The organism is Leisingera sp. ANG59, from assembly GCF_013317235.1.
Taxonomy (GTDB): domain Bacteria; phylum Pseudomonadota; class Alphaproteobacteria; order Rhodobacterales; family Rhodobacteraceae; genus Leisingera.
This window is the reverse complement of sequence record NZ_WLCM01000006.1, coordinates 47,336-70,401: the sequence shown is the minus strand read 5'-3', so window position 1 is coordinate 70,401 and position 23,066 is coordinate 47,336. Positions and strand designations below refer to the sequence as shown.

At 62.0% G+C, this 23,066-nt stretch carries 26 protein-coding genes and 1 tRNA gene; 9 read left to right on the top strand and 18 right to left on the bottom strand.

What is annotated here, in order from left to right; genetic code table 11:
- Positions 1-14: 14 nt before the first annotated feature.
- From GKC28_RS07760 to GKC28_RS07710, 11 genes are all read right to left on the bottom strand, one after another.
- A complete protein-coding gene (locus tag GKC28_RS07760) occupies positions 15-713 on the bottom strand; it encodes an ABC transporter ATP-binding protein (protein ID WP_174146337.1) in 699 nt (232 codons plus the stop codon).
- Positions 706-1,449, bottom strand: a complete 744-nt coding sequence (locus GKC28_RS07755; protein WP_174146336.1) for an ABC transporter ATP-binding protein — start codon at positions 1,447-1,449, stop codon at positions 706-708. Before GKC28_RS07755 ends, GKC28_RS07760 begins: the two co-directional genes overlap by 8 nt.
- Positions 1,442-2,446, bottom strand: a complete 1,005-nt coding sequence (locus GKC28_RS07750; RefSeq protein ID WP_174146335.1) for a branched-chain amino acid ABC transporter permease — start codon at positions 2,444-2,446, stop codon at positions 1,442-1,444. The genes GKC28_RS07755 and GKC28_RS07750 overlap by 8 nt, the downstream gene beginning before the upstream one ends.
- A gap of 4 nt (positions 2,447-2,450) precedes the next feature.
- The gene (locus GKC28_RS07745; protein WP_174146334.1) at positions 2,451-3,320 is read right to left on the bottom strand and encodes a branched-chain amino acid ABC transporter permease; all 870 of its coding nucleotides are present in this window, start codon (positions 3,318-3,320) and stop codon (positions 2,451-2,453) included.
- A gap of 56 nt (positions 3,321-3,376) precedes the next feature.
- Positions 3,377-4,552 (bottom strand): ABC transporter substrate-binding protein, encoded by a 1,176-nt coding sequence (locus GKC28_RS07740; protein WP_174146333.1) that lies wholly within the window; start codon positions 4,550-4,552, stop codon positions 3,377-3,379.
- A 56-nt stretch (positions 4,553-4,608) separates the two neighbouring features.
- Complete coding sequence (benD, locus tag GKC28_RS07735; protein WP_174146332.1) at positions 4,609-5,388, bottom strand: benzoate diol dehydrogenase BenD; 780 nt, start codon at positions 5,386-5,388, stop codon at positions 4,609-4,611.
- Positions 5,385-6,407 (bottom strand): benzoate 1,2-dioxygenase electron transfer component BenC, encoded by a 1,023-nt coding sequence (gene benC / locus GKC28_RS07730; protein WP_174146331.1) that lies wholly within the window; start codon positions 6,405-6,407, stop codon positions 5,385-5,387. The genes benD and benC overlap by 4 nt, the downstream gene beginning before the upstream one ends.
- A 73-nt stretch (positions 6,408-6,480) precedes the next feature.
- Positions 6,481-6,966: a benzoate 1,2-dioxygenase small subunit gene (gene benB / locus GKC28_RS07725; RefSeq protein ID WP_174146442.1), complete on the bottom strand. Its 486-nt coding sequence runs from the start codon at positions 6,964-6,966 to the stop codon at positions 6,481-6,483.
- Positions 6,967-7,038: 72 nt separating this feature from the next.
- Positions 7,039-8,427: a benzoate 1,2-dioxygenase large subunit gene (gene benA, locus GKC28_RS07720; protein ID WP_174146330.1), complete on the bottom strand. Its 1,389-nt coding sequence runs from the start codon at positions 8,425-8,427 to the stop codon at positions 7,039-7,041.
- 68 nt (positions 8,428-8,495) lie between these two features.
- Positions 8,496-9,644: a muconate/chloromuconate family cycloisomerase gene (locus tag GKC28_RS07715; protein WP_368041103.1), complete on the bottom strand. Its 1,149-nt coding sequence runs from the start codon at positions 9,642-9,644 to the stop codon at positions 8,496-8,498.
- A 271-nt stretch (positions 9,645-9,915) separates the two neighbouring features.
- Positions 9,916-10,173, bottom strand: coding sequence for a helix-turn-helix transcriptional regulator (locus GKC28_RS07710; RefSeq protein WP_174146328.1), 258 nt, complete (start codon positions 10,171-10,173; stop codon positions 9,916-9,918).
- Positions 10,174-10,256: 83 nt separating this feature from the next.
- Between GKC28_RS07710 and GKC28_RS07705 the strand changes: the two genes are divergently transcribed.
- Positions 10,257-10,955 (top strand): hypothetical protein, encoded by a 699-nt coding sequence (locus GKC28_RS07705; protein WP_174146327.1) that lies wholly within the window; start codon positions 10,257-10,259, stop codon positions 10,953-10,955.
- Between the two features lie 160 nt (positions 10,956-11,115).
- Entirely contained in the window at positions 11,116-11,595 is a 480-nt protein-coding gene (locus tag GKC28_RS07700) for a hypothetical protein (RefSeq protein WP_174146326.1), read from the top strand.
- Between the two features lie 10 nt (positions 11,596-11,605).
- On the opposite strand, the gene GKC28_RS07695 is transcribed toward GKC28_RS07700, so the two are convergent.
- Complete coding sequence (locus GKC28_RS07695; protein ID WP_174146325.1) at positions 11,606-11,881, bottom strand: hypothetical protein; 276 nt, start codon at positions 11,879-11,881, stop codon at positions 11,606-11,608.
- A gap of 222 nt (positions 11,882-12,103) precedes the next feature.
- Between GKC28_RS07695 and GKC28_RS07690 the strand changes: the two genes are divergently transcribed.
- Together GKC28_RS07690 and GKC28_RS07685 are read left to right on the top strand one after the other, a co-directional pair.
- Positions 12,104-12,802, top strand: coding sequence for a B12-binding domain-containing protein (locus GKC28_RS07690; protein WP_174146324.1), 699 nt, complete (start codon positions 12,104-12,106; stop codon positions 12,800-12,802).
- Position 12,803: 1 nt separating this feature from the next.
- Complete coding sequence (locus GKC28_RS07685; RefSeq protein ID WP_174146323.1) at positions 12,804-13,514, top strand: DUF1638 domain-containing protein; 711 nt, start codon at positions 12,804-12,806, stop codon at positions 13,512-13,514.
- A 62-nt stretch (positions 13,515-13,576) separates the two neighbouring features.
- Here the strand turns inward: GKC28_RS07685 and GKC28_RS07680 are convergent, their stop codons facing one another.
- On the bottom strand, positions 13,577-13,987 hold the full coding sequence (locus tag GKC28_RS07680; protein ID WP_174146322.1) for a SufE family protein: 411 nt from the start codon (positions 13,985-13,987) through the stop codon (positions 13,577-13,579).
- 147 nt (positions 13,988-14,134) lie between these two features.
- Between GKC28_RS07680 and GKC28_RS07675 the strand changes: the two genes are divergently transcribed.
- Positions 14,135-14,632, top strand: a complete 498-nt coding sequence (locus GKC28_RS07675) for a hypothetical protein (RefSeq protein ID WP_368041102.1) — start codon at positions 14,135-14,137, stop codon at positions 14,630-14,632.
- A 72-nt stretch (positions 14,633-14,704) separates the two neighbouring features.
- Here the strand turns inward: GKC28_RS07675 and rnd are convergent, their stop codons facing one another.
- The gene (gene rnd, locus GKC28_RS07670; RefSeq protein WP_174146320.1) at positions 14,705-15,862 is read right to left on the bottom strand and encodes a ribonuclease D; all 1,158 of its coding nucleotides are present in this window, start codon (positions 15,860-15,862) and stop codon (positions 14,705-14,707) included.
- Between the two features lie 231 nt (positions 15,863-16,093).
- Here rnd and GKC28_RS07665 point away from each other — a divergent pair, with 231 nt between their 5' ends.
- Positions 16,094-16,279: a hypothetical protein gene (locus GKC28_RS07665; protein ID WP_174146319.1), complete on the top strand. Its 186-nt coding sequence runs from the start codon at positions 16,094-16,096 to the stop codon at positions 16,277-16,279.
- Here the strand turns inward: GKC28_RS07665 and purN are convergent.
- The 3 genes from purN to GKC28_RS07650 form a co-directional block, all read right to left on the bottom strand.
- Positions 16,276-16,872 (bottom strand): phosphoribosylglycinamide formyltransferase, encoded by a 597-nt coding sequence (gene purN, locus GKC28_RS07660; RefSeq protein WP_174146318.1) that lies wholly within the window; start codon positions 16,870-16,872, stop codon positions 16,276-16,278. The genes GKC28_RS07665 and purN overlap by 4 nt on opposite strands.
- The gene (gene purM / locus GKC28_RS07655; RefSeq protein ID WP_174146317.1) at positions 16,869-17,915 is read right to left on the bottom strand and encodes a phosphoribosylformylglycinamidine cyclo-ligase; all 1,047 of its coding nucleotides are present in this window, start codon (positions 17,913-17,915) and stop codon (positions 16,869-16,871) included. The genes purN and purM overlap by 4 nt, the downstream gene beginning before the upstream one ends.
- A gap of 112 nt (positions 17,916-18,027) precedes the next feature.
- Positions 18,028-19,008, bottom strand: a complete 981-nt coding sequence (locus GKC28_RS07650; protein ID WP_174146316.1) for an MBL fold metallo-hydrolase — start codon at positions 19,006-19,008, stop codon at positions 18,028-18,030.
- A gap of 119 nt (positions 19,009-19,127) precedes the next feature.
- Here GKC28_RS07650 and GKC28_RS07645 point away from each other — a divergent pair, with 119 nt between their 5' ends.
- The 3 genes from GKC28_RS07645 (at position 19,128) to GKC28_RS07635 (ending at position 21,589) form a co-directional block, all read left to right on the top strand.
- Positions 19,128-20,063: a LysR family transcriptional regulator gene (locus GKC28_RS07645; RefSeq protein WP_174146315.1), complete on the top strand. Its 936-nt coding sequence runs from the start codon at positions 19,128-19,130 to the stop codon at positions 20,061-20,063.
- A 37-nt stretch (positions 20,064-20,100) separates the two neighbouring features.
- Positions 20,101-20,176: transfer RNA gene (locus GKC28_RS07640), tRNA-Ile, on the top strand.
- Between the two features lie 228 nt (positions 20,177-20,404).
- Positions 20,405-21,589, top strand: a complete 1,185-nt coding sequence (locus GKC28_RS07635) for a hypothetical protein (RefSeq protein WP_174146314.1) — start codon at positions 20,405-20,407, stop codon at positions 21,587-21,589.
- A gap of 87 nt (positions 21,590-21,676) precedes the next feature.
- Here GKC28_RS07635 and GKC28_RS07630 read toward each other — a convergent pair whose 3' ends face one another.
- Entirely contained in the window at positions 21,677-22,996 is a 1,320-nt protein-coding gene (locus GKC28_RS07630; RefSeq protein ID WP_174146313.1) for an ATP-binding protein, read from the bottom strand.
- Between the last annotated feature and the right edge of the window lie 70 nt (positions 22,997-23,066).

Genomic DNA, 23,066 nt, shown 5'->3' with positions numbered 1-23,066 from the left:
ACAAAGCGGCCCAATTACACACCAAGCCAGGTATGCTGCGCGTCCTCGTCTGCCTTGATTTCTTCTGCACTGCCAGTCCAGACGACCTGGCCTTTGCCGACCACCACCACGTCATCGGCAAGCGAGGTTGCAAAACCAAAATTTTGCTCCACGATGATCATCGAAAGCCCGGCTGCCTTCAGGTCCTGGAGCTTGTCGTGGATCAGTTTCACAATGATCGGCGCCAGGCCCTCGGTCGGTTCATCGAGGATCAGGAGGCGGGGATTCATCAGCAAACCGCGTGCAATCGCCAGCATTTGCTGCTCGCCGCCTGACAGTTGGGTGCCGCCGTTGTCCATCCGCTCCCCAAGACGGGGAAAGAGATCCAGAACCCTTTCCATCGTCCATTCGGTCTTGGTTCCGCCAAATCGCTTAGCCGCTATCTCCAGGTTTTCGCGCACTGTCAAAGACGCAAAGATGTCACGCGTTTCAGGAACATAAGCGATACCACTCTTGGCGATGTCGAATGGTTGCCTCGCGATCGGCTTACCCTCGAAGGCGATCGCGCCGGACTTGATCGGAAGGAACCCCATGATGGTTTTCAGCGTTGTGGATTTTCCTGCGCCATTGCGGCCCAGGATGGCCAGCACCCTGCCCTTTTGCGCTTCCAGCGAAAGGCCATAGAGAACTTGCGTTTCGCCATAACCGGATTCGATGGCCCTCAGTTCAAGCATCTTCCCAGCTCCCCAAATAGATTTCCTTTAGCAGGCTTGACCCGCGGGCCTCCTCCGGTAAGCCGTCAAAGACAACTTCGCCGTAGTTGAGAACAGTGATCGTGTCCGCCACGTCGAAGGCGAGGTCCATGTCGTGCTCGATGATGAGCATTGTCAGGTCACGCGGCAGATTGTTCAGCAAGTCGTGAAACCCCTTCGACATCTCTGGCCCGACACCGCTAGTGGGTTCGTCCATCAGCAGTACAAGCGGCCTTGTGGCGAGCGCGACGCCAACTTCGAGCTGGCGGCGCACGCCGTAGCTAATCTCAGATACTTTGGCGTGAATGAACGGCATCAGGTTGACCTGTTCCGCCACCTCCTCGACGATCTCGCGAACGTCGGGCTTTGCCAGGCTGTCCGACCAAAGCTGCGTCGCGTTGCCGGTATGCACGGCAGCGGCAAGCCCAAGATTTTCCTCAACCGTCAGCCCGTCGAACAGCGTATTCTTCTGGTAGCTGCGCGACAGGCCGCGGCGGGCGCGTTTCGCAACCGGCAGGGCGGTCACATCCTCGCCCGCCAGATGAACCGATCCGTTGTCGGGTGTGAGTTCACCCACCAGTTGGTTGAACAGCGTCGTCTTGCCTGCGCCATTGGGCCCCAGGATCACGCGGCGCTCTCCGCGCTCCAGTTTCAGCGAGACGTTGCGGGTGACGTGCACGGCGCCAAAGCTCTTGTCCAGATTGCGTGTCTCAAGCATCGCTCAGCACCTCCTTGGTCTTCTGCTTGCGCGCGGCCTTTACCGCCCGGCGCTCGGCCCGCCCGTCCCAGCGGGCCTCGATCCAGCCGAAGATCCCGTTGGCGCGGCTCATCACCACGGCGATCAGGATAACACCGACGACAAGGTGCCAATGGGGGGTCAGCGCGCTGAGCTCATGCTTCAGCAGCACAAAGGCAGCAGCACCCACCAGCGGGCCAACCAGAGTTCCCAGCCCGCCAAGGATGACAACCACCAGCGCCTCGCCGGACACCGTCCAGCTGAGCAGACCGGGCGAGATATACATGATGTGCTGCGCCGCCAGCGCCCCGGCGAGACCCGCGATCAGGCCCGACAGCCCGAACACATCCGCCTTGACGCGCCAGACCGTCAGGCCAAGCGCCCGCATCCGCTGCTCGTTGTGCATCACGCCGGCCAGCGACCGGCCCAGGCCGGACCGCAGGATCAGCACCGACGCGCCATAGACGGCACCAAGCGTGGCGAGGCAGAACAACGCAAAGCTGCGGCTGTCATTCAGGTCAACGCCGATGAAGCTCAGATCCAGCCGGGAAATACCACCTAGCCCATCGTCTCCGCCGAAGACCGGTGCTTCGAAGACGTAGGAATAGGCCATCTGGCCGAAGGCGAGCGTCGCCATGATGAAATAGATGCCGTGGCTGCGCGAGCAGATTGCGCCGATGATCCAGGCGGCGGAACCGGTCAGCACGATGGCAGCCGCCATGGCCACGGGCGGCGCAAGCCCCGCCTTGGCCGACAGGATGGCGTAGGCATATGCGCCAACGCCCATCAATGCGCCGTGGCACAGCGACACCATCCCGCCAAAGCCCGCAGCTATATCGAGCGCCAGCACAAGAATGGCGAGGATCAGAATTTCGGTCAGGATTTCCAGCCCGAAATACCCGGCGGTCAGGGCCTGGAACAGGGCAGCTGCGGCCAGCAGCACCAGAACCGTGCAGCGAAGCGCGTTGTGACGAAACATCGGCTTATCCTTTCGCGGGAAACAGGCCCACGGGCTTGATCACAAGGACCGCCGCCAGCAGGGCATAGATGAGGACAGAGGCAAGCTGCGGTGCCAGCACCGCACCGAAGGTCTGAACGAAGCCATAGATCAGCGACCCGGCAATCGCGCCTTTGAGCGAGCCGAGGCCGCCGATGACGATCACGATCAGCGTCGGGATCAGGATCTGCAGCCCCATGTCCGGCGTGACGCTGAGAAGCGGCGCTGCGACAACCCCGGCAAGCCCCGCCAGCGCGCAGCCGACACAGAAGACGATGAAGAACAGCCGCTCGACGTTGATCCCGAGACAGGACGCCATGGCATCATTGTCGACCCCGGCCCGGATCATCGCCCCGATCTGGGTGCGGCCCAGCACAAACGCCAGCGCGGCAAAGATCGCCAGCCCGAGAACGATGATGAACAGCCGGTAGGCCGGATACTCGATGCCCAGCAATTCCACACGGCCGGACAGCAGCGCGGGCACGTCGATGGCCAGCGCCAGATCGCTCCAGAAGATCCGTGTCAGATCGAGCAGCACGAAGATCAGCCCGAAGGTCACAAGAACCTGCGCCATCGGACCGGACTTGCGCATCCGCTTGATGAGCCTGGAATAGAGCAGAACGCCCACCCCGGCCACGGCCACGGGCGCCAGAAAGAACCCCATCCAGTAGCCGCCGATGGCAGCCAGCGAGGCGGCAAAGTAGGCGCCCAGCGCGTAGAGCGATCCATGCGCAAGATTGACGAAATGCATCAGCCCGAAGATGACCGTCAAACCAATAGAAAGCAGAAAAAGCAGCATGGACAGTTGCAGCGCATTCAGCGCCTGAAGCGTCCAGAAACCAAGATCATGTGCCATGAGAGGCCCTCCTCGGAGAGTGGGCCCGGCCGCACGGGGACGGCCGGGTTGCAGTGTCAGTTGGAGACGGGGGCCATCTTGCAGCCGTTGGCCGGGTCGGCCTCGGCGGGCAGTTCGGCAAGCACCTTCTGGGTCAGCCCGTTTTCGCCCGCCACGGTCTCGTAGACATAGACCGGCTGGACGATGTTGTTGGTGGCCGGATCGATCGACAGCTTGCCGCGCGGCCCGTCAAAGCTGACCTGGCGCAGGGCCTCGGCCAGCGATGCGCGGTCGCGAGCGCCGGTTTTTGCCGCCTCGACCAAGGCGCGGGCCGCGTCATAGCCATGCACGGCGAATTCCGACGGCAGGCGCCCGGTCCTGGCCTGGAAGTCGGCGACAAAGGCAGCATTGGCCGCATTGTCCAGCGTCGGCACGTAATGCAGCGCGGTGATCACGCCCTCGGCCGCCGGGCCTTCGGCGTTGACATAGAGCGGCGAGGTCAGGAAGCCGGATCCGTAGAGCGGCAGATCCGCCTTCAGCCCGAAACTGTCGTATTGTTTGACGAAGGAAATCGCCTCGCCGCCGGCATAGAACACATAGACCGCATCGGCGCCGCTGGCCTTGGCCTGCGCCAGGTAGGGGCCGAAATCCTGGGTTTTCTGAAACGGCGTGAAATCCTGCCCGGCGATCTCCCCGCCCGCGGCGGTGAAGGTCTCGACAAAGCCCCCGATCATCTGGCGGCCCGCCGCATAGTCCGGCGCCAGCGTATAGACCTTGCGGATGCCCTGATCATGCATCCATTGCCCCATCGGGCGGTTCACCTGACCGTTGGAAAAGGACATCCGGGTGATAAAGGGCGAGCAGCTGGTGCCGGTGGCTTCATCATTGCCCGCATTGGCCACTATCAGCGGCACGCCGGCGCCATGCACCATGTCGCGCACGGCCCCCAGAACACCCGAGCTGACGACGCCCGCCATCACGTCCACCTTGTCCTGCAGGATCAGCTTCTTGGCCTTGCCAAGCGCCACCGGCGGCTTCACTTCGGTGTCCTCGCGGACGATGTCGAAGCCGGTACCGGCTTCGCTGCCGAACTGTTCCAGGGCGACGCTGAACCCCGCCTCGATGTCATTGCCAAGCGCGGCATAGACGCCCGAAAACGGCAGCAGCAGGCCGACCTTGATGTTCTCCTCGGCAGCTGCAGGCACAGCGAGGCTGGTGGCGAGCCCAAGGGCCGCCAGGATTGCGCGTTTCATTGTGAGTTCCTCCTAGTGGTTTTGAGGCCCCTCCTCAGGACCTGCCCGGCTCGGCGCTAGCCGAGATCTCCGCCCCCCACCGGCACCGTGACGCCGGTGATGTAGGATGCGTCCTCCGACGCCAGGAACAGGATCGGGCCGGCCTGTTCATCGAGCGTTCCGTAGCGTTTCATCAGCGACGACTGGATGGTCTGATCGACGATGGTCTTGTACCAGTCCTCGCGCTGTTCTTCCTCGGCATTGGGGTTGCGCGGCACGATGCGCGGCGGCGCCTCGGTGCCGCCGGGGGCGGCGGCGACGACGCGGATGCCGCGCTCGGCCACTTCCCAGGCCAGGCTCGCCGTGATCGCATTCACCCCGCCCTTGGCCGCCGCGTAAGGCACCCGGTTCAGCCCCCGCGTGGCGATGGACGACACGTTGACGATCACGCCCGAGCCCTGCGGCAGCATATGCTCAATCGCGGCGCGGCAGCAGTACAGCGTCGGGAACAGCGACCGGCGCACCTCGGCGTCGATCTGCCCGGGCTCGTAATGCTCAAAGGGCTTGGCCCAGATCGTACCGCCGACATTGTTGACCAGAATGTCGATCCGGCCCCAGAGGTCCACGGCCGCCTGCATCGCCTCCGCGCAGCCCTCCCAGGTTTCCAGGTCAACCGGGATCGCCTGCGCCGCGCCGCCCGCGCTGCGGATCGCCTCCGCCGCCTCATCGCGGGCGGGGGACCGGTCCACGATCAGCACCCGGGCGCCCTCTGCCGCTGCCCGTTCGGCAACCCGGCGGCCGATGCCTTGGGCCGCGCCGGTCACAACCATCACCTTGTCCTCAAACCGGCGGCTCATGCGGCTTCCGCCTCTGCTTCGGTCGGGTTGAACTTCTCAAAGTAGAAATTCGCAGGCTCGACCCCCAGCTTGCCGAAGTGACCCCGCACCGCATCGACCATCGGCGGCGGGCCGCAGAGATACACATCGCAATCGCCGCCGTTCAGATCGCCGGCAGTGAGATGATCGGTGACAAAGCCCTTGCGCTCATGCGCGTCTTCCTCGGCGGCCAGAATGGTAATGACGGTGACATTGCCGATCTTCTCGGCCAGGTCCTGCACGCGGTCCAGCTCCACCAGATCGGCAGCGCGGGTCACCGCGTAGTACAGCACGATGGGATGATCCGTCCCCTGCTCCGCCGCCTGCTCCAGCATCGACAGGAACGGCGCGAGGCCGGTGCCGCCGGCCAGCCACAGCTGCGCGCGCTCGATCGGGCGCAGGTAAAACGCGCCCATCGGCCCGGTCAGCGTGACGCTGTCGCCGGCCTTGGCCCGCTCGCCCAGATAGCTGCTCATCACGCCCCCGGGCAGATTGCGGATCAGGAAGGTGGCCTCCCCGGCACCGGGTGCAGAGGAGAAGGAATAGGAACGGTGCTTGCCGGTGCCCGGAACTGTGACGTTCACGTATTGGCCGGGCAGAAAGCCGACCGGTTTGGCCAGTTTCACTCGCAGCCCGAAGGAGGTCTCCGACAGGGTGTCCACCCCCAGCACCTCGCCCTCGACGGCCTCCGGCGCGGTCTTGCAGGCGGCGGAGGGCACCGGGACGCGCACCACGCAGTCGCTTTCCGGCGTCATCTGGCAGGTCAGCGCGTAGCCCTGTTCCGCCTCCTCGTCGCTCATGGACTCGTCCATGTAGAATTCCAGATCGTACTCGCCCTTCTCAACGAAGCACTTGCAGGTGCCGCAGACGCCGTCGCGGCAATCCATCGGCAGGTTGATCTTCTGGCGGAAGGCCGCGTCGGTCACCTTCTCGTCGTCATCGCACTGGATGACGCGGGTGACGCCATCCTCGAAATTCAGGGCAACGTTGTAGCTCGTCATGGCATGCTCCTCCCTTGGCCGCGCACCCTGCCGTGGATGCGCGGAGGTCTTTGGGCTCCCGGAATGGCCCGGATCAGATGTGGTAGACGTCGATCACGTGGTGGATGTGATCGTTCTTCAGAACCACCTTCTTGTCGGTGATCAGCGGTCTCGCGCCGCTGGCGTCGATCGTGTAGAAGGACGTGCCCCAGTGCTGGTCGGTCTTGCCGTAGCGGAAGCTCAGCGTGTGCCAGTTGAAGCGCAGCTTGATCTGCGTGCCCTCGCGGCTCAGCACCTCGATCCCCGACAGGTAGTGGCAGGTGCGCGGTTCCGGCAGCGAGGTCGCCGACGAGCGGTCGGTCTTGATGCGGAACACGCGGTCCTCGATGCCCTGCTTGTTGGGGTAGTACATCAGCGACATCTCGTTCTGCGGATCTTCCGTCAGCGTGTCGTAGTCATCCCAGGCCGGCATCCAGAACGGGCAGTCTGCGTGATAGAACGTCAGCCAGGTGTCCCAGTCCCGGTCATCCAGCGCACGGGCCTCGGCAAAGAGAAAGGCCTGGATGGTTTCGTAATCCATCGCCGGGCCGGTAGCGGCGGCGGTGGTTCCGGTGGTGCGTTCAAGCGTTTCGGTGGTCATGTCTTCTCCTCCTCACTCGGCCGCAGTGCGGGCCTCAGGCGCCGTGGCGCGTTCCTTGGCGATGGCTTCGCCCATGCGCTCGGACCAGTTGCTGTGCTGGATGACGAAGAGCCCCTCGTCTTCGGTGCGGGCACCCGAGAGAACAGGGTTGATGCCGAGCGCCTTGGCGTCCTCGTCGGGGCCTTCGATCCATTGGGTCGCGCCGCGGGTCAGGTCGTTCCACTGGGCATGGGCCGCCCCGGCATAGCCGCGCTGCGTGGCCCGGAATTCCTCGGTGTCATCCGGCGTTGCCATGCCGGAGGCGTTGAAGAAGTCCTCGTACTGGCGGATGCGCCGGCTGCGGGCCTCCTGGCTCTCGCCCTTGGGGGCGATGCAATAGATCGTCACCTCTGTCTCGTTCACGCTGACCGGACGGAACACGCGGATCTGGCTGCTGAACTGATCCATCAGGAAGACGTTCGGGTACAGGCAGAGGTTGCGCAGAACGCCCACCATCCATTCCGCCTTGGTCTTCCCGTATTTTTCGGTCCATTCCGCCAGCCGCGGATAGTTCGGACGGTTGGTCGGATCGGCCCATTCCGTCCACAGCAGGATGTGGCCGTTGCCGTAGGCGTGGAAGCCGCCGCGCTGCTTGGCCCATTTCGAGGCATCGGTCGCCTTGATCTGGTCCTCCTTGCCATCGTCAGTGCGGTGCGCCGTGGTCGCGACGTAGTTCCAATGGACAGCCGATACGTGGTAGCCATCCGCGCCGTTCTCGGCCTGCAGCTTCCAGTTGCCGTCGTAGGTATAGGTCGAGGAGCCGCGCAGCACCTCCAGCCCTTCGTCAGCCTGATCGACCATGATGTCGATCATCTTCCGCGCCTCGCCGAGATACTGCTCCAGCGGCTGCACATCCGCATTCAGCGAGCCGAACAGGAAACCGCGATAGTTCTCGAAGCGGGCAACCTTGGTCAGATCGTGGCTGCCGTCCTTGTTGAACTGCTCGGGGTAGCCTGCGCCCTTCGGGTCCTTGACCTTCAGAAGTTTGCCGGTGTTCGAGAAGGTCCAGCCGTGGAACGGGCAGGTAAAGGTCTTCTGGTTGCGGCGCTTGAACCGGCACAGCTGCGCGCCGCGGTGCGAACAGGCGTTGACCAGCGCGTGCAGTTCGCCCTCCTTGTCGCGGGTGATGACCACCGGTGTGCGGCCCATCGTCAGGGTGAAATAGTCTCCCGGCTCCGGGATCTGGCTTTCATGCGCCATGTAGATCCAGTTGCCCTCGAAGATATGCTTGATTTCAAGCTCGAACAGCTCTTCGTCGGTGAAGATGTCCCTCCGGCAGCGGAACACGCCGTTTTCGGGATCATCCTGGATCGCCCCGTTGAGACGGGCCTCGAATGCGTCGAGATTGGATTGCGTGAACATCAGTCGTCCTCCTCCTGACAGCCCTGCGCCGGTCAGGCGCCAGGCTGGCTTTGATGTCGTGCCGCGGGCTATTGCCCGGCGGCGGCTCTCATGGTCCGGCCGCCGTCCCGGCGGAAAAATGCGATCTTGTCGGGGTCCAGCGCCACGCCGATGCCAGGGCCGCGCGGGATCTCGACGCAGAAGTCGCGATAGGTGATCGGCTCGGCCAGGATCTCCCCGGTCAGCAGCAGCGGGCCAAAGAACTCGGTGCCCCAATGCAGGGTCTCGACGGTGGAAAACAGCTGCAGCGCCGCAGCGGTCCCCAGCCCGGTTTCCAGCATCGTGCCGCCATAAAGGCCGCGGCCGGCCGCCTCAGCGATGGCAATCACTTCCGAGGCCCGCTTCAGCCCGCCGGACTGCGCCACCTTGACGGCGAAAACATCCGCAGCATGGGCATCGGCAACCGCCAGGGCATCCTCCGGCCCGTTCAGCGCCTCGTCAGCCATTACCGCGATCTCGTAGCCGCGGGTCAGCTCCGCCATGGCGCGGCGACAGCGGGCCGGCACCGGCTGCTCGACCAGCTCGCAGCCCGCCTCCTGCAGCCCCTTCAGCCCCCAGCGCGCATCCTGCAGCGACCATGCGGTGTTCACATCGACGCGGATGCTGGCGGCATCGCCGACGGCTTTCTTGATCCGGGCCACATGGGCCACGTCTTCCCGCACGGTGCGTTTGCCGATCTTCAGCTTGAAGATGTTGTGGCGGCGCGCCTCGATCATCTCCTGGGCTTCCGCGATATCGGTCTCGGAATTGCCGGAAGCCAGGGTCCAGGCAACCGGCAGCTTGGCATGCACGGCCCCGCCGAACAGCTGCGAGACCGGCACGCCAAGGCGCTTGCCAAGCCCGTCCCACAGCGCGATTTCCACGGCCGTCTTGGCGATCCGGTTGCCCTTTACCACCTTGTCGATCCGCTGGATTGCCGCGTTCACGTTGTCCGCGTCACAGCCCAGCAGCGCCGGTGCGATATAGGTGTCGATCGCAGACTGGATGCCCTCAGGGCTTTCAACGCCATAGCTCAGCCCGCCGATGGTGGTGCCCTCGCCAATACCCTCGGAGCCGTCAGAGAACGAGATCCGGACCAGAACAGCCGTTTGCACCCGCATCGTCGCCATGGACAGCACGTGGCCGCGGATCGTGGGGATATCGAGGATCATCGTCTCGATCTGGTCGATCTTTGTCACGGAGGTCACCACATCTGCATGTTTCGTTGAGAAGCAGATTGCCCGCGGCAGCCGGATTCTGTCGATGATGGCGCGGGTCTTGGGTGATACCCTTCGGCATGTGGCTCAATAGAAGGTACAAGCAGCTATCAGTGCTCACTATGGTAACAGCGGAAAAGTGCCTGAGCGGTCTTTTACAAATTGTCGGCCCGGAACCTGGAAGACAGAAGTCAATTTCTGAAGGAGTGTCAGCGCTGCTCCGCTATTAGCACAGCATGCGAATTTTCTGCGGTCACAAGTGGTGACTTATGGGCACCGAGGCCTCGACATTGGCCAGAAGATCATGCAGCTCCGCCCCAATCGCACGCGCGATAACGATCAATTCAACGACATCAATCCTGCGCTGTTCGCTTTCAATCCTCGCAACCATGGATTGCTGGCAATTTAGCTTTTTCGCAAGTTCCACCTGCGACAGGCCAGCCGCCTTTCTGGCATCGACCAAGACTTGGCAGAGAACCTGCTGACCTTTGCTGTGAATCGTGTTGCTCATTGCCGCTTCGCCTTGCTCAGCGGCACAATGATCTATAAATCAGATTATCTAAAATTTAGATATTTTGCAAAACCGGAGCGAACGTGATCGACTACCCCACTGGTTTTGAACCGAAATTCTTGTTGGAATGCGAACTGCATCTCAGCACCGCACGAGAGGAATCGCTTTGGAACGACAGACTCCGGAATTCGATCAACGTTCGCACGCGGCGTTACTTGTCCGATCCGTTCTTACGTCCGATCTGTGAACTGAAGTGCAACGAAGCAACCGATTTCCAATCTGCGCTTTTGCTTAAACAGGTAGGTATGGTTGAAATTGATACCTTTGTCACACGGCAGCTCGAATTTCACAACCAAGTCATGCTGGTAGTACGGCTGACACACAAGGCCCTGTCATACTTGGAGGAGTTCAGCCATCAAAACCACGAAGATGAAAACTCACCTGCGCCCTTTGACGCCTTTGATGCCCTTGTGTCAGGAGTGTGCTCATACCTCTGCATCGACAGAGGCAACGGAATTGTTGTCACTCGCGATTTGGCAGAAGTCGCGTTGGACCTTCATGACGTAGACGTTCTTTCGAGAACGATGAATCTAACATCCTTGAATAGGCAGTTTGATTTTTCTCTTCAGAGATTTGCAACAGAAACAGAACGCTTGGAGGTCGAAGACCATTGGTCCTGTAGCTACAATCTTCACAAGAATGGGGCCGCCGTCGTGGACCTGCAAGAATTTGCCAGCACAAACTCCAAGCCCGGGCGCGTGGACGCAAAAGCTTTTGCCTAGGTAATACAATGTCCAAAATACCCTTTATCGAGGCCCGGTTCTTTAACCCCCATGAAACTCGCCCGGCCCTTGAAAGTCGTCTTACTAAGCACCTAAAAACTTACGAAAAAGGAAACTGCCACCTCCACCTTTTAAGAGCGATGGAGAAGGTATTTCCGCCTTGGAAATAGAGAAGCAGCAGGAGCGGCACTTCAGCGTGCGTCTCAGTGACAAGGACAGAAACCGAGTCAACCGGCGTGTTAAGTGCATCCTCGATGGCCGTAAAGCCGCCTCCGGCCTAAGCCATTTGAAGTACGATGATCTGGAAAAGCTCGAAACCCAACGGGATGGTGTACGCTTGATCGGAATCCCCAACGGTCATCGCGCCGATGAAATTGCCGTTGAGTTGCATCAGGAAATGCCATGGATGGCGCCTGCGACTGAAATTATCTGGCGCGCGATGCGCCGATCTTTGCGGGAAGGGTGGCCTGGCCTGCGGATGCCGCCAATTCTGCTTGACGGCCCACCAGGTATCGGAAAGAGCCACTGGGCAAGACGGCTTGGGCAGATAATTTCCACCCCATCCGCAGTAATCGAAGCGACAGCCGAAAACGCGACCATCAGCGTGGTCGGCAACCAGCGCGGCTGGAACGGATCTTAGCCGCCATAGGTCATCGCAATTGATACGTGATGAAAATGCGCTTGGAGAACCGGCAACATCGTCGGGTCAACCATGTAGGTGAAGTGCGCGAAACTCTTTCGCCACTGTAGGTGATCAGAGTGCGCGCCGTTTCCTGACGCACCTCAGTGGGAATCACCGTCTCCGACACCTCCTGGAACCAGCCGTAGTCCACGGCCTCCCGCAGCATGTCGAACCGGCCTGCCGCATTGCTGAGGCTCGCGCGTGTTTTGCGGCGCATGGTTTGTGGCGTGTTTTCCGGCGGCATGGACGCAAATTAGCCGCCCAAAGAGAACAAATAAAGAACAAATGGGCAATTTCGAAGATTTCCATGTGGAATCTTCATTATTCTTGCGCCGGAATTGTCTCTATACGTCGGTTAGAAACGCGGCAATGTCGCAAATAATGCAGTTCGCAAACTGCATTCTGTCACAAAAGCCTCAGAAATAGGCCAACACCGGGGATTCCCCCGTCAGCAAGGATTAGGCGCATGTCGGACGAAGAAGACATCATCCTCTCGGAACTCGATGACGAGGAACTTGTTCAGCAAATGTTTGACGACCTCTACGATGGTCTCAAAGAGGAAATCGAAGAAGGCGTGAACATCCTTCTGGAGCGCGGCTGGGCTCCCTACGACATCCTGACCAAAGCGCTGGTTGGCGGCATGACTATCGTTGGCGCGGACTTCCGCGATGGCATCCTATTCGTTCCCGAGGTGCTGCTGGCGGCAAACGCGATGAAGGGCGGCATGGCCATCTTGAAGCCGCTGTTGGCCGAAACCGGCGCCCCGCGCGTCGGCTCCATGGTCATCGGCACCGTCAAGGGCGACATCCACGACATCGGCAAAAACCTGGTTTCCATGATGATGGAAGGCGCAGGCTTCGAAGTTTACGACATCGGCATCAACAACCCGGTCGAGAATTACCTGGAGTCGCTGGAAGAGCACAAGCCAGACATCCTCGGCATGTCGGCTCTGCTGACCACCACCATGCCCTACATGAAGGTGGTTATCGACACCATGGTCGAACAGGGCCTGCGCGATGACTACATCGTGCTGGTTGGCGGCGCGCCGTTGAACGAAGAGTTCGGCAAGGCAATCGGCGCCGACGGCTATTGCCGTGACGCAGCCGTGGCCGTGGAAATGGCCAAGGACTTCGTTGCGCGCAAGCACAACTCGATGAGCGCCTGATTTGGCACGCAAAGGACGCGCAGCCCGCTTAACAGAGCGGGCTGCCTTCCGCCCCCCGACAGGGCGGACGCTTGAGGAAAACTCTCTCACCGAACAGGGCCTGGCCGCCCCTGAGAAAAAAACCGGCCGTATCCTGCTGATCGCCTGCGGCGCGCTTGCGCGCGAGATCCTTGCCATCAAGGACGCAAACGGCATGGATCACATCGACCTCACCTGCCTGCCCGCCAAGCTTCACCTCTACCCGGAGCAGATCACCGATGCCGTTGATGGCGCCGTGGCCAAGCATTCAGCGGTCTATGACAAGATCTATGTAGTTTACGCCGACTGCGGCACCGGCGGCGCGCTAGAGCGCAAATGCGCGGAGCTTGGCGTGGAGATGGTTGCGGGCCCGCATTGCTATTCCTTCTTCGAAGGCAATGAGACCTTTGCCCGCCATTCCGAAGAAGGTGAAATTACCGCCTTCTATCTCACGGATTTCCTGGTCAAACAGTTCGACGCCTTTGTCTGGCGCCCCATGGGGCTCGACAAGAACCCAGAGCTGCGGGACATGGTGTTCGGCAATTACACCAAGCTGGTCTACCAATCGCAGGTGAACGACCCCAAGCTGGTCGAAAAGGCGCAGAAATGTGCAGACCGCATGGGGCTGGCATTTGAGCACCGCCACACCGGCTACGGTGATCTGGAAACCACCATTTCGCGTTGGGCCAAATAGGCCCTTCATCGATTCGGAAATACTCCAGGCAGCGCAAGGGGCCGGCCCATCGCCCGCACTCCTCAGGCTTGTGCCATCGCGGTTTCGCGGATGCGCTCGATCATCGCCCTCAGGCCATTGGACCGCTGCGAGGACAGATGCTCATTCAGCTCCAGCCGCCCCAGCTCTGCCTTGGCGTCCACCGACGCCACCTGCTGTAAGGGCAGGCCGTTGTAAAGGCGGCGCAGCACCGCGATCAGCCCGCGCACGATCATCGCGTCGCTGTCACCGTCGAACCGGAACACCCCGCCCTCGACCGTGGCGTGCAGCCAGACCTGGCTGGCGCAGCCGTCGACCTTGGTCGCAGGCACCTTCAGCGCCTCGTCCATCGGCTCCATTGCCTTGCCCAGATCGATCACATGGCGGTAGCGGTCCTCCCAGTCCTCCATGAACTCGAAGTCCTCCACGATCTCTTCAAAGGCGGCTGTGGCCATCGTCCGTCTATCCTCAAAATCCGCATTCCGGGGCTGATCAGCACCTAAGCCCCTGCCCGCCCCTTTTCAACCGCTTTTCAAGCTGCAGCCAATCGGGTAATCCGTTGCAAAGGCATTTTGAATGGGCGGGGACGGATGCAAAAACCATTGGCACTTACATTGGCCTGCGCGCTGGTGCTTTCAGCGTGCGGCTGGCGGGATTCACGGCTGAACCCGAGCAACTGGTTTGGCAGCTCCGAACCGGCAGAGGTTGAGGTGGCCGCGAACGTCAACCCGCTGCTGCCGCAGGAAAGCAATGCGCGCGGCATCTTTGCCAAGAAACCGCCCGAAGACAAAAGCGTCCTGGTCAACCGGATCGACGGCCTGGAAATCGAGCGGACCAGCACGGGAGCCATCATCCACGCAACCGGCATCGCTGCGCGCCAGGGTGCCTTCGACGTTGAGCTGCGCCAGGTCGAGGGCACTGAGGAGGGTGTTCTGACCTATGATTTCCGGATCGTATACCCGGAGGAGCCGACGATCACCGGCAGCGAATTCAGCCGCACTCTGCACGCCGCCCGCACCCTGTCGAACCAAGACCTGCAGGAGGTGCGCCTGGTGCGGGTAAACGGCGAAACCAACGCCAGGGAAAGCCGCCGCCGCTAACCCAATCCTTCTAAAAAAGAAAGCGCCCGCGGATGCGGGCGTTTTTTGTGGTCACACGCTTAGGCAGGGCGATCAGAGTTCGACCACCTTCACCTCCTGGCCTTTGGCAGCCAATCCGATCTTGCCCTCGCACAGCCGCAGCGCATCCGCTCCGAAGACTTCGCGCCGCCAGCCGCTGAGGGCCGGCACATCGCGCAGGCCAGCCGCAATGGCGTCCAGATCGGCGCTCGGTGCGATCAGCTTGGCAGCAACGCCTTCTGATTCCGTCTTGGCCTTCAGCAGCACCCGCAGCAGGTCCGCCAGCGCCGAGTTCACCTGCAGCTTCTCCTTGCTGCGGTCCATCTTGGGATGCTTCTCAGCCGGGCAGGCAACGCCCTTAGCCACGGCTTCCAGAATACCCTCGGCAATCGCTCCCTTGCGCGCCTCGCGCAGCAGCAGGCGGGAGCCGCCCAGATCCCCCGGATTGCGCGGCTTGGTTGAGGCCAGCTCGACCAGCGCATCATCCTTGAAAACCCGGTTGCGCGGCACGTTGTTGGACTGCGCATAGGTCTCCCGGAAGGCGGCCAGTTCGCGCACAACGGCAAGGAACTTGCCAGAGTTGGTGCGGGTTTTCACCCGTTTCCAGGCGTCTTGGGGCTGAATGTCATAGGTCGCAGGGTCGGTCAGCACCTGCAGCTCCTCAGTCACCCAATGGGCGCGGCCGCTTTTGTCCAGTTCCGCAGCAAGGAATTCATAAATCTTGCGCAGGTGGGTCACATCGGCCAGCGCATAGGTCTTCTGCGCTTCGCTCAAGGGGCGGCGCGACCAGTCGGTAAAGCGCGAGGTTTTGTCCAGCCCCTGCTTGACGATCTTGCGCACCAGCGTCTCATAGCCCGCCTGCTCGCCAAAACCGCAGACCATCGCCGCAACCTGGGTGTCGAACAGCGGCTTCGGAAAGACCTGCGCGTCGACCCAGAAGATCTCCAAGTCCTGGCGTGCGGCGTGAAACACCTTGACCACGTTCTCGTTGCGGAACAGGTCATAGAGCGGCTCCAGCGAGATCCCGTCCGCCAGCGGGTCGACCAGAACCGCGTCTTTCTCCCCATCGCCGGAAAAGGCCAGCTGGATCAGGCAGAGCTTTGAATAATAGGTCCGCTCCCGCAGAAACTCGGTATCCACCGTGACATAGGCGTGCTGCGCTGCAGCTTCGCAAAAGGCCTGCAGTTCTTCGGTAGAGTTCAGAGTTTTCATGAATTACGGCTTTTTGTTTATCGGTATGACCGGCCCGTGATACGCGCTTGTTTCAGCCAATGCAAACAGGTGCCAGATCGGGCCGGGCATTCTGACGGCCCTGCTGTGGCTCCCGGCACACGGGCCTCCCATCAGCTCACATTCTGTGATATTCCACGCCGCAAACATTCATTTTAATAATGATCGCCGCACTCGTAGTTTGAGGGCACACTCTTCACAGGAGGAAAGACGATGACCGTTCTTGATCTTTTTCCCGCGAAAACCGGTGGTTTCACCCTGTCCCGCGGGCTGATTCCGCTCCTGGCGGCGGCATTGCTGCTGGCGCTGGTCGGCCTGCCCGCTTTGATGGCACCGGCGCCGCAAGCAGAGCGGCTGGATTGGCGCGGAAACAGCGCGGCCGTGCAGGAAGTCCGTTAAGGCAGCCGCACCGGCGTCTTGTCGCCCGCGGCAAAGCGGCGCAGCACCGCCGGATAGAGCTTGTGCTCCTGCACCAGTACCCGCGCAGCCAGCGCATCCGGTGTGTCATCCGCCAGCACAGGTACCCTCGCCTGGCCCAGGATCGGGCCGTCGTCCAGCAGCGGCGTCACCTCATGAACGGTGCAGCCATGCTCAGCATCACCCGCCTCCAGCGCGCGGGCGTGTGTGTGCAGCCCCTTGTATTTCGGCAGAAGGGAGGGGTGGATGTTCAGCATCCGCCCCTCGAACTGCGAAACGAACCCGGCTGTCAGCACGCGCATGAAACCGGCCAGGCAGACAATATCGGCGCCCGCTTCAAAGATGGGTTTCACCAGCTCAGTCTCAAATGCTTCCCGGTCGCCCTGGAACGGGCGGTGGTCCACCACGGCGGTTGCCACACCAGCCGCAGCAGCCTTGGCCAACCCGCCGGCATCCTCATTATTGGACAGCACAAGGCAGGCGCGTGCCGGGTGATCGCCGGTCATGCTTTCCAGCAGCGACACCATATTGGAGCCGCCGCCGGAAATCAGGATCGCGACCTTCTTGTGGCTCACAGCAGCTTGCCCGAATAGCGCATGCCGGCACCTGCGGTGACGGAGCCCAGACGGGCCACGGTCTCGCCTTCGCCCTCCAGAACCTTCACCAGCTCATCAGCGCGGTCTGCAGAGACGGACAGGATCATGCCGATGCCGCAATTGAAGGTCTTCAGCATCTCCGCCTCGGCAATGCCGCCGGTTTCCGCCATCCATTTGAACACGGGCGGCAGGTCCCAGGCGTTCAGGTCGATATCGGCGCCCAGGTCCTCGGGCAGGACCCGCGGCAGGTTCTCGGTCAGGCCGCCGCCGGTGATATGGGCCAGCGCATGAACGCCCCCTGCCCGCACCGCCGCCAGGCACTGTTTGACGTAAAGGCGGGTCGGGGTCAGCAGCGCCGCACCCAGCGAGCCTTCGCCGAACGGGCAGTCAGCCTCCCAGCCGAGACCGGAGACCTCAACCAGCTTGCGCACCAGCGAGTAGCCGTTGGAGTGCACGCCGTCGGACGCCAGCCCCAGCAGCACGTCGCCTTCCTGAACACCGTCGGGCAGCGCAGTGCCGCGTTCCATCGCCCCCACGGCAAAACCAGCTAGGTCAAAGTCGCCTTCGGGGTACATGCCCGGCATTTCCGCGGTCTCACCGCCGATCAGCGCGCAGCCGGAGCGCACGCAGCCCTCGGCGATGCCTTCGATGATGCGGGCCGCGACGTCGGTTTCCAGCTTGCCGGTGGCAAAATAGTCGAGGAAGAACAGCGGCTCGGCGCCCTGGCAAACCAAGTCGTTCACGCACATGGCCACCAGATCGATGCCGACGCCATCCACCACACCGGTGTCAATGGCGATCCGCAGCTTGGTGCCGACGCCGTCAGTGGCGCCGACCAGGATCGGATCGTTGTAGCCGGCAGCTTTCAGATCGAACAGCGCGCCGAAACCTCCCAGCCCGCTGGCCACGCCGGGGCGGTTGGTGCGCTTGGCGGCCGGCTTGATCCGGTCAACCAGGGCGTTGCCCGCATCAATGTCCACACCTGCATCTGCATAGGTCAGGCCGTTCTTGCCGCTGGTCATCACATGGCTCCTTCCAACACGTTGCGGCAGCCTTTAGCGCAAGGCGGAACGGAAGGAAACAAGCGATTGCACCGCACCCCGATTAAGGGGCGAGGCGCGGGGTTTTACCGGCTCAGAGGCCGAACTGCCAGGGCGCCGGCTGATAGGCAAAGGCCTCCCCCTGCGGCAGCACCCGGCCCAGCGCCGGAAAGTCCAGATGCGCGCCGGTGACCAGCAGATTGTCCGCCGCCGCCCGGTCCAGCGTCCGCCGCCGGGTCTGGGCGGTCAGGCCAGGGTCGGTGTCAAAGGCGATGGTCCAGTCCGGCAGCGCAAGCTGCAAGGCGGCGCTGTGGATCAGGTCGCCCCAGAACAGAAGCCCCTCGCTGCCCGCATCCAGCATAAACCCGGTGTGGCCCGGTGTGTGGCCCGGCAGCTCCAGCGCGGTGAAACCGGGTGCGGCCTCGCCTTCCCCCTGCAGCAGCTGCAGCCGGTCCGAATAGGGCGCGACAGAGCGGCGGGCCATGTCAAAGAAACCACGGCTCCCCTCAGGCACGCCGGCCACTATGGCATCGTCATGCCAGAAGTCCCATTCCCGCTGCGCCACCACCAGCTCTGCATTGGCAAAGGCCGCGGCTCCGTCCGGCGTGATCAGCCCGCCGGAATGGTCCGGGTGGATATGGGTCAAGAGCACAGTATCAATGCTCCCCGGCGCAACCCCGGCCGCCGCCAGCCCGGCGCCCAGCGCTCCCAGGCCCGGCCCCATCAGCTGGGCGGTGCCGGTGTCGATCAGCAGCTTTTTCCCGCCGCGCTCTATCAGGTAGCCATTGACCGGGATCTGCAGCGCATCGTCCTGCATCCGGTGCAAGCCCTGCGCCAGCACGGTTTCCGCCTTGGCAGCGTCATAGGTGTTGAACAGCTGGGTGCCCAGCGGCAGGTGCCCGTCCAGCAGCACCGTGACCCTGGCATCCCCAAGGGTGAAGGAGTGGATGACCGGGGTAGCCGCCGCTGCGCCTTCGGCGGCCCAAGCCCAACTGCTGCCTGCAAACCCGGTGGCCAGCGCCGCCGCCGGGGCCGCTGCCAGCCCGCCCAGAAATGCCCTGCGATTGATTGTCATAAGAAACTCCAATATCTGTTTCAGGAAATACTCCTGTGCAACGGACTTAACCGCGCGTTTCTGCGGCTTGCAGCCCGGCAGCACCGATAACAGTTATTAGCAACCCTTATAGGCTGAACATGGATAAGCTGACGCTGCTGGAGACATTCACCATCGCCCTGGACGAAGGCAGCCTGAACCGCGCCGCCCAGCGCCGCGGCATCACCCAATCTGCGGTCAGCCAGCAGATCAAGCAGCTGGAGGCGCTGATGGGCCAGCAACTGCTGCACCGCACAGCCAAGGGCATCCACGCCACCCGCGCGGGCGATCTGGTCTACAGCCACGCGCAAACGCTGCTGTCCGGATACAACCGCATGACAGCGGAGGTAGACGCGCTGGAAGGCAGTGTCTCCGGCACCTTCCGCATCAGCGTGAACTCCTTTCTGGGGCGCAGCGTGATCGGGCCGATGCTGCTGGACCTGAACCGAGAGCACCCGGATCTGAACATCGTGATGCGGCTGGAGGACCGGCTGGTCGATGTGGTGCGCGAAGGCTACGACCTGGCAATCCGCACCGGGCAACTGGGCGACACCGACGGCTTTGGCCGCAAGATTTCCACCCTGGAAACCGTGCTGTTTGCAACCCCGGACTACCTGGACCGCGAAACCCGGCCGCAAACGCCGGAGGAACTGAAGCGGCTGAAGTTCATCCAGCATCACGAGGACCAGACCCGCGGCTTCTTCCCCCTGCGCCGCGGCGGGCAGGAATATCCGGCGCCGGTGCAGGTGGGTTTCACCGCCGATGACCCCGACCTGATCATGCGCGCCGTCAGCAGCGGCTCCGGCTACACCCGCGCACCCCGCTTCATGGTCGAGGCGCAGCTTGCCAGCGGCGAATACGAACAGGTGCTGCCCGGCTATGAGGCGCCCCTGAAGGACGTGTTTGCCGTCTACCCCTCCCGCCGGACACCGGACCGGCGCCGGGATCTGACCATCCAGCACACGGTGGCCCGTCTGGAAGCCCTGCACCGGACCCCGGCAGCGAAATCGCCCGCCGCTTCTGCAATCACCGCTTGACCTTGCCCGCCCCATTTCCTAACCACAAATCAATGGCGGGCCTGTAGCTCAACGGTTAGAGCAGAGCGCTCATAACGCTTTGGTTGCAGGTTCGAATCCTGCCGGGCCTACCATTTCCGCCGCCCCTATAACAAACGGCATTTTTTTGGTGGCAGCGCCTTGCTCGCCCTAGACGCGCGCCAGTTAAGTCCGCCTTCATATGCAGCCCAGCTTTTGCTTTCATATATTCTGCAACCCGTTAACTTAGCCACGGGCAGCCCCGCTCAATTGTTCCATAGCGATTTTGTTTCCATTTCCAGATCCTGCCCACGCCAGAAAACACATTTAGAGGCACGACATTTATGGCGACCGAAAAACTCACCATCATCAAGGCAGACGTCAAGAATGAGGTCACCAAGAAGGTCAAACCCAAGTTCGTACAGCTCGGCAACATGAACTTCGCCGCCGCCGTGGAAGTTGACAAAAAAGTGGCCACCGAACTCGACACGGACGCCCGCTTTGTTGCCAAGCTCTATGATAATGCCACCAAGGAATACAAAAAACTTCTGAACGAATGCTGCCTGCGGGTCGATGCAGCGAACAATCTTGGGGCTGTGATGCCGCTGAGCGACAAGGAATGCAAAGAGCTGGACGCCGACATCCAGAAAATCTTTGCCAAGTACCAGAAGTCGATCGAACAGGTGACGAACAAGCATTTCGACAAGTGGAAGCAGGCCAACAAGGACCGCAAGAAATACCGCATCAAGGTGGTGGGCGCGATTGTGCTCGGCAGCGCCTGCGCCATCGGCTCCACCGCTTCGCTGGCGGCCGGTGCGGTGACCGGCGGCGCGTCCATTGCTGCCAGCATTTACGGCATCGCGCAAAGCATCGTCTCGGTGGCGCGCGCTGTGCAGAAGGTGACATCCGACATCGTCAAGATCCACGGTGAGCTTGAGAAAGCGCTGAAGCAGCTGGTCTTGGCCTATGAGAAACAGTCCAAGGCCAAGGTGAAAGCGAAGGAGATCGGCAAGGAATTCCTGGCGGACTTTCTGATGATCGAAACCGCCGGCTTCAACCGCGTCGACAAGCATCTGGAGACCTACAAGGCCAAGCTTAAGAACATCGATCTAGAAATCGCTGCCCTCGGCAAGGAACTGAACAAGCTCCTCGACACGCAGAGCAAGCTCGACAAGGAAATCGAGAAGAAACTGGGCAAGATGGCCAAGGACCGGGGCCACAAAAGCAAGAAGCTGGACGGGCTGTTTGCCGCCATGGAGGCCACCCGCAAGGAAACCGCCAAGCTGATCAAGAGCATTGAGGCCTATCACGTCAGCATCAAGCCAGCCGAGAAATTCCGCGACAACTCGCAGAAAGCCGTTGATGCCCTGCGCTACAAGGATCCGGTCTGGGCAAAATGGGTGATCTGGGTCGGCAGCCTGGGTCTCAGCACCACGGTTACCAGTATTGCCTCTGGCGGCGAGAACCTAGTCAAGGCCGCGTCGGCAATCGAAACCGGCTTTAATAGCCTGTCCAAAGAGTTTGCATAACTGTCGGCTGGCCAGCAGGCGCAGATCACTAGAAATTCCAACTGGCAGCCATTTCAGGACTGCCAGTTTTCATTGGCCGGGGCGGTATTAGCGGGCGATGACGATGTCCGCTTTCAGCCCGCCCAGATCGGCGCTTTCGCCCAGCCGCAGGGTGCCGCCATGCGCGCGCGCGGTGTCCGCCACAATGGCCAGCCCTAGCCCGACGCCGGAGCCCCGGTTCTGATTGCGGGCCGGGTCCAGGCGGGTGAAGGGGCGGACCGCGTCGCCGCGCTGCTCTGCAGGGATGCCCGGCCCGTCATCCTCGACTCGGATCCGCATGGACTTATCGGTCACTGCAACCGAAACCCGCGCCCGGGTGCCATAACGCACTGCATTGGAAATCAGATTCGACACCGCCCGCTGCATCGGCTGGCGGCGCAGCATCACCTCCCCCTCGCCGGTCATCTCGCCCATTGTCACCTGCTGCTCCTGGCGCTGCCAGTCGCTGATGATATCCCGGACCAGCTCCTGCGGGTCCACCGGCTCCGGCTCGCTGACCGCCGCGCCGCGGGAGAAATCCAGAAACGCGTCCAGCAGCGCCTGCATCTCGTCAACGTCGCGCAGCATCGCGGCCGCATCCTCCTCGTCCAGCATTGCCAGTTCCAGCTTCATCCGCGTCAGCGGCGTGCGCAGATCGTGGCTCACCCCGGACAGCATCAGCGTGCGCTGCTCGATCTGCCGTTCGATCCGGGCGCGCATGTCCAGAAAAGCGCTGCCCGCGGCCCGCACCTCGGTTGCGCCGGATGGCGAATACGGCACCGCCCGCCCGCGCCCGAACGCCTCTGCCGCGTTGGCCAGCCGCTTTATCGGACGCAGCTGATTGCGCATGTACAGGAAGGAGATCATCATCATGAAAAAGCCGAACAGCAGCATGGTGACAATCAGCTGGTGCGGCGCCGCCGCAGTCAGCCTGCGGCGGTCAAAGCTCAACTCCAACAGCCCGTGCGCGGTGCCGAAATAGATCTGCACCACCCGGTCCGGCAGGAACCGCGCCGCCAGGAAGCCCGGAAAAGTCTTCTCCATTTCCTCCCGCACCACCCGCCCGGAAAACTCGATCAGGCTGAATTCATCCTCGGGCAGCGGTGCACCCGGCGGCAGAAACCGCGCCTGCATTTGCAGCGGCTGCAGCACCGGCGCGATCTGCACCAGTGCTGCATCCTGGTCCGGCGCTGCATCCGCGATCTGGCGCAGCAGTTCCATCTCGCGCTGGATGGTCGCCGTCATCTGCACCGTCACATCCTCCAGGTCGCGCTTGATGAACACAACAGAGATCACGATCTGCAGCGCCACAATCGGCACCACCAGGATCAGGGCCGCCCGGGCATAAAGGCTGCGTGGCATATATCGTTTGAGCCATTGGAAGAACATGGGCTAAGCCTATAGGGCACCGGGGAAAGAAGGAAGATTGCCCGGGCCAGGAAACAGCAATGGGGCAAGA

Excerpts from the sequence above, each read along its gene's own strand:
- GKC28_RS07760 (WP_174146337.1), bottom strand. The coding sequence starts at position 713 with ATGCTTGAACTGAGGGCCATCGAATCCGGTTATGGCGAAACGCAAGTT.
- GKC28_RS07755 (WP_174146336.1), bottom strand. The coding sequence starts at position 1,449 with ATGCTTGAGACACGCAATCTGGACAAGAGCTTTGGCGCCGTGCACGTC.
- GKC28_RS07750 (WP_174146335.1), bottom strand. The coding sequence starts at position 2,446 with ATGTTTCGTCACAACGCGCTTCGCTGCACGGTTCTGGTGCTGCTGGCC.
- GKC28_RS07745 (WP_174146334.1), bottom strand. The coding sequence starts at position 3,320 with ATGGCACATGATCTTGGTTTCTGGACGCTTCAGGCGCTGAATGCGCTG.
- GKC28_RS07740 (WP_174146333.1), bottom strand. The coding sequence starts at position 4,552 with ATGAAACGCGCAATCCTGGCGGCCCTTGGGCTCGCCACCAGCCTCGCT.
- benD (WP_174146332.1), bottom strand. The coding sequence starts at position 5,388 with ATGAGCCGCCGGTTTGAGGACAAGGTGATGGTTGTGACCGGCGCGGCC.
- benC (WP_174146331.1), bottom strand. The coding sequence starts at position 6,407 with ATGACGAGCTACAACGTTGCCCTGAATTTCGAGGATGGCGTCACCCGC.
- benB (WP_174146442.1), bottom strand. The coding sequence starts at position 6,966 with ATGGATTACGAAACCATCCAGGCCTTTCTCTTTGCCGAGGCCCGTGCG.
- benA (WP_174146330.1), bottom strand. The coding sequence starts at position 8,427 with ATGTTCACGCAATCCAATCTCGACGCATTCGAGGCCCGTCTCAACGGG.
- GKC28_RS07710 (WP_174146328.1), bottom strand. The coding sequence starts at position 10,173 with ATGAGCAACACGATTCACAGCAAAGGTCAGCAGGTTCTCTGCCAAGTC.
- GKC28_RS07695 (WP_174146325.1), bottom strand. The coding sequence starts at position 11,881 with ATGCCGCCGGAAAACACGCCACAAACCATGCGCCGCAAAACACGCGCG.
- GKC28_RS07690 (WP_174146324.1), top strand. The coding sequence starts at position 12,104 with ATGTCGGACGAAGAAGACATCATCCTCTCGGAACTCGATGACGAGGAA.
- GKC28_RS07680 (WP_174146322.1), bottom strand. The coding sequence starts at position 13,987 with ATGGCCACAGCCGCCTTTGAAGAGATCGTGGAGGACTTCGAGTTCATG.
- rnd (WP_174146320.1), bottom strand. The coding sequence starts at position 15,862 with ATGAAAACTCTGAACTCTACCGAAGAACTGCAGGCCTTTTGCGAAGCT.
- GKC28_RS07665 (WP_174146319.1), top strand. The coding sequence starts at position 16,094 with ATGACCGTTCTTGATCTTTTTCCCGCGAAAACCGGTGGTTTCACCCTG.
- purM (WP_174146317.1), bottom strand. The coding sequence starts at position 17,915 with ATGACCAGCGGCAAGAACGGCCTGACCTATGCAGATGCAGGTGTGGAC.
- GKC28_RS07650 (WP_174146316.1), bottom strand. The coding sequence starts at position 19,008 with ATGACAATCAATCGCAGGGCATTTCTGGGCGGGCTGGCAGCGGCCCCG.
- GKC28_RS07645 (WP_174146315.1), top strand. The coding sequence starts at position 19,128 with ATGGATAAGCTGACGCTGCTGGAGACATTCACCATCGCCCTGGACGAA.
- GKC28_RS07635 (WP_174146314.1), top strand. The coding sequence starts at position 20,405 with ATGGCGACCGAAAAACTCACCATCATCAAGGCAGACGTCAAGAATGAG.
- GKC28_RS07630 (WP_174146313.1), bottom strand. The coding sequence starts at position 22,996 with ATGTTCTTCCAATGGCTCAAACGATATATGCCACGCAGCCTTTATGCC.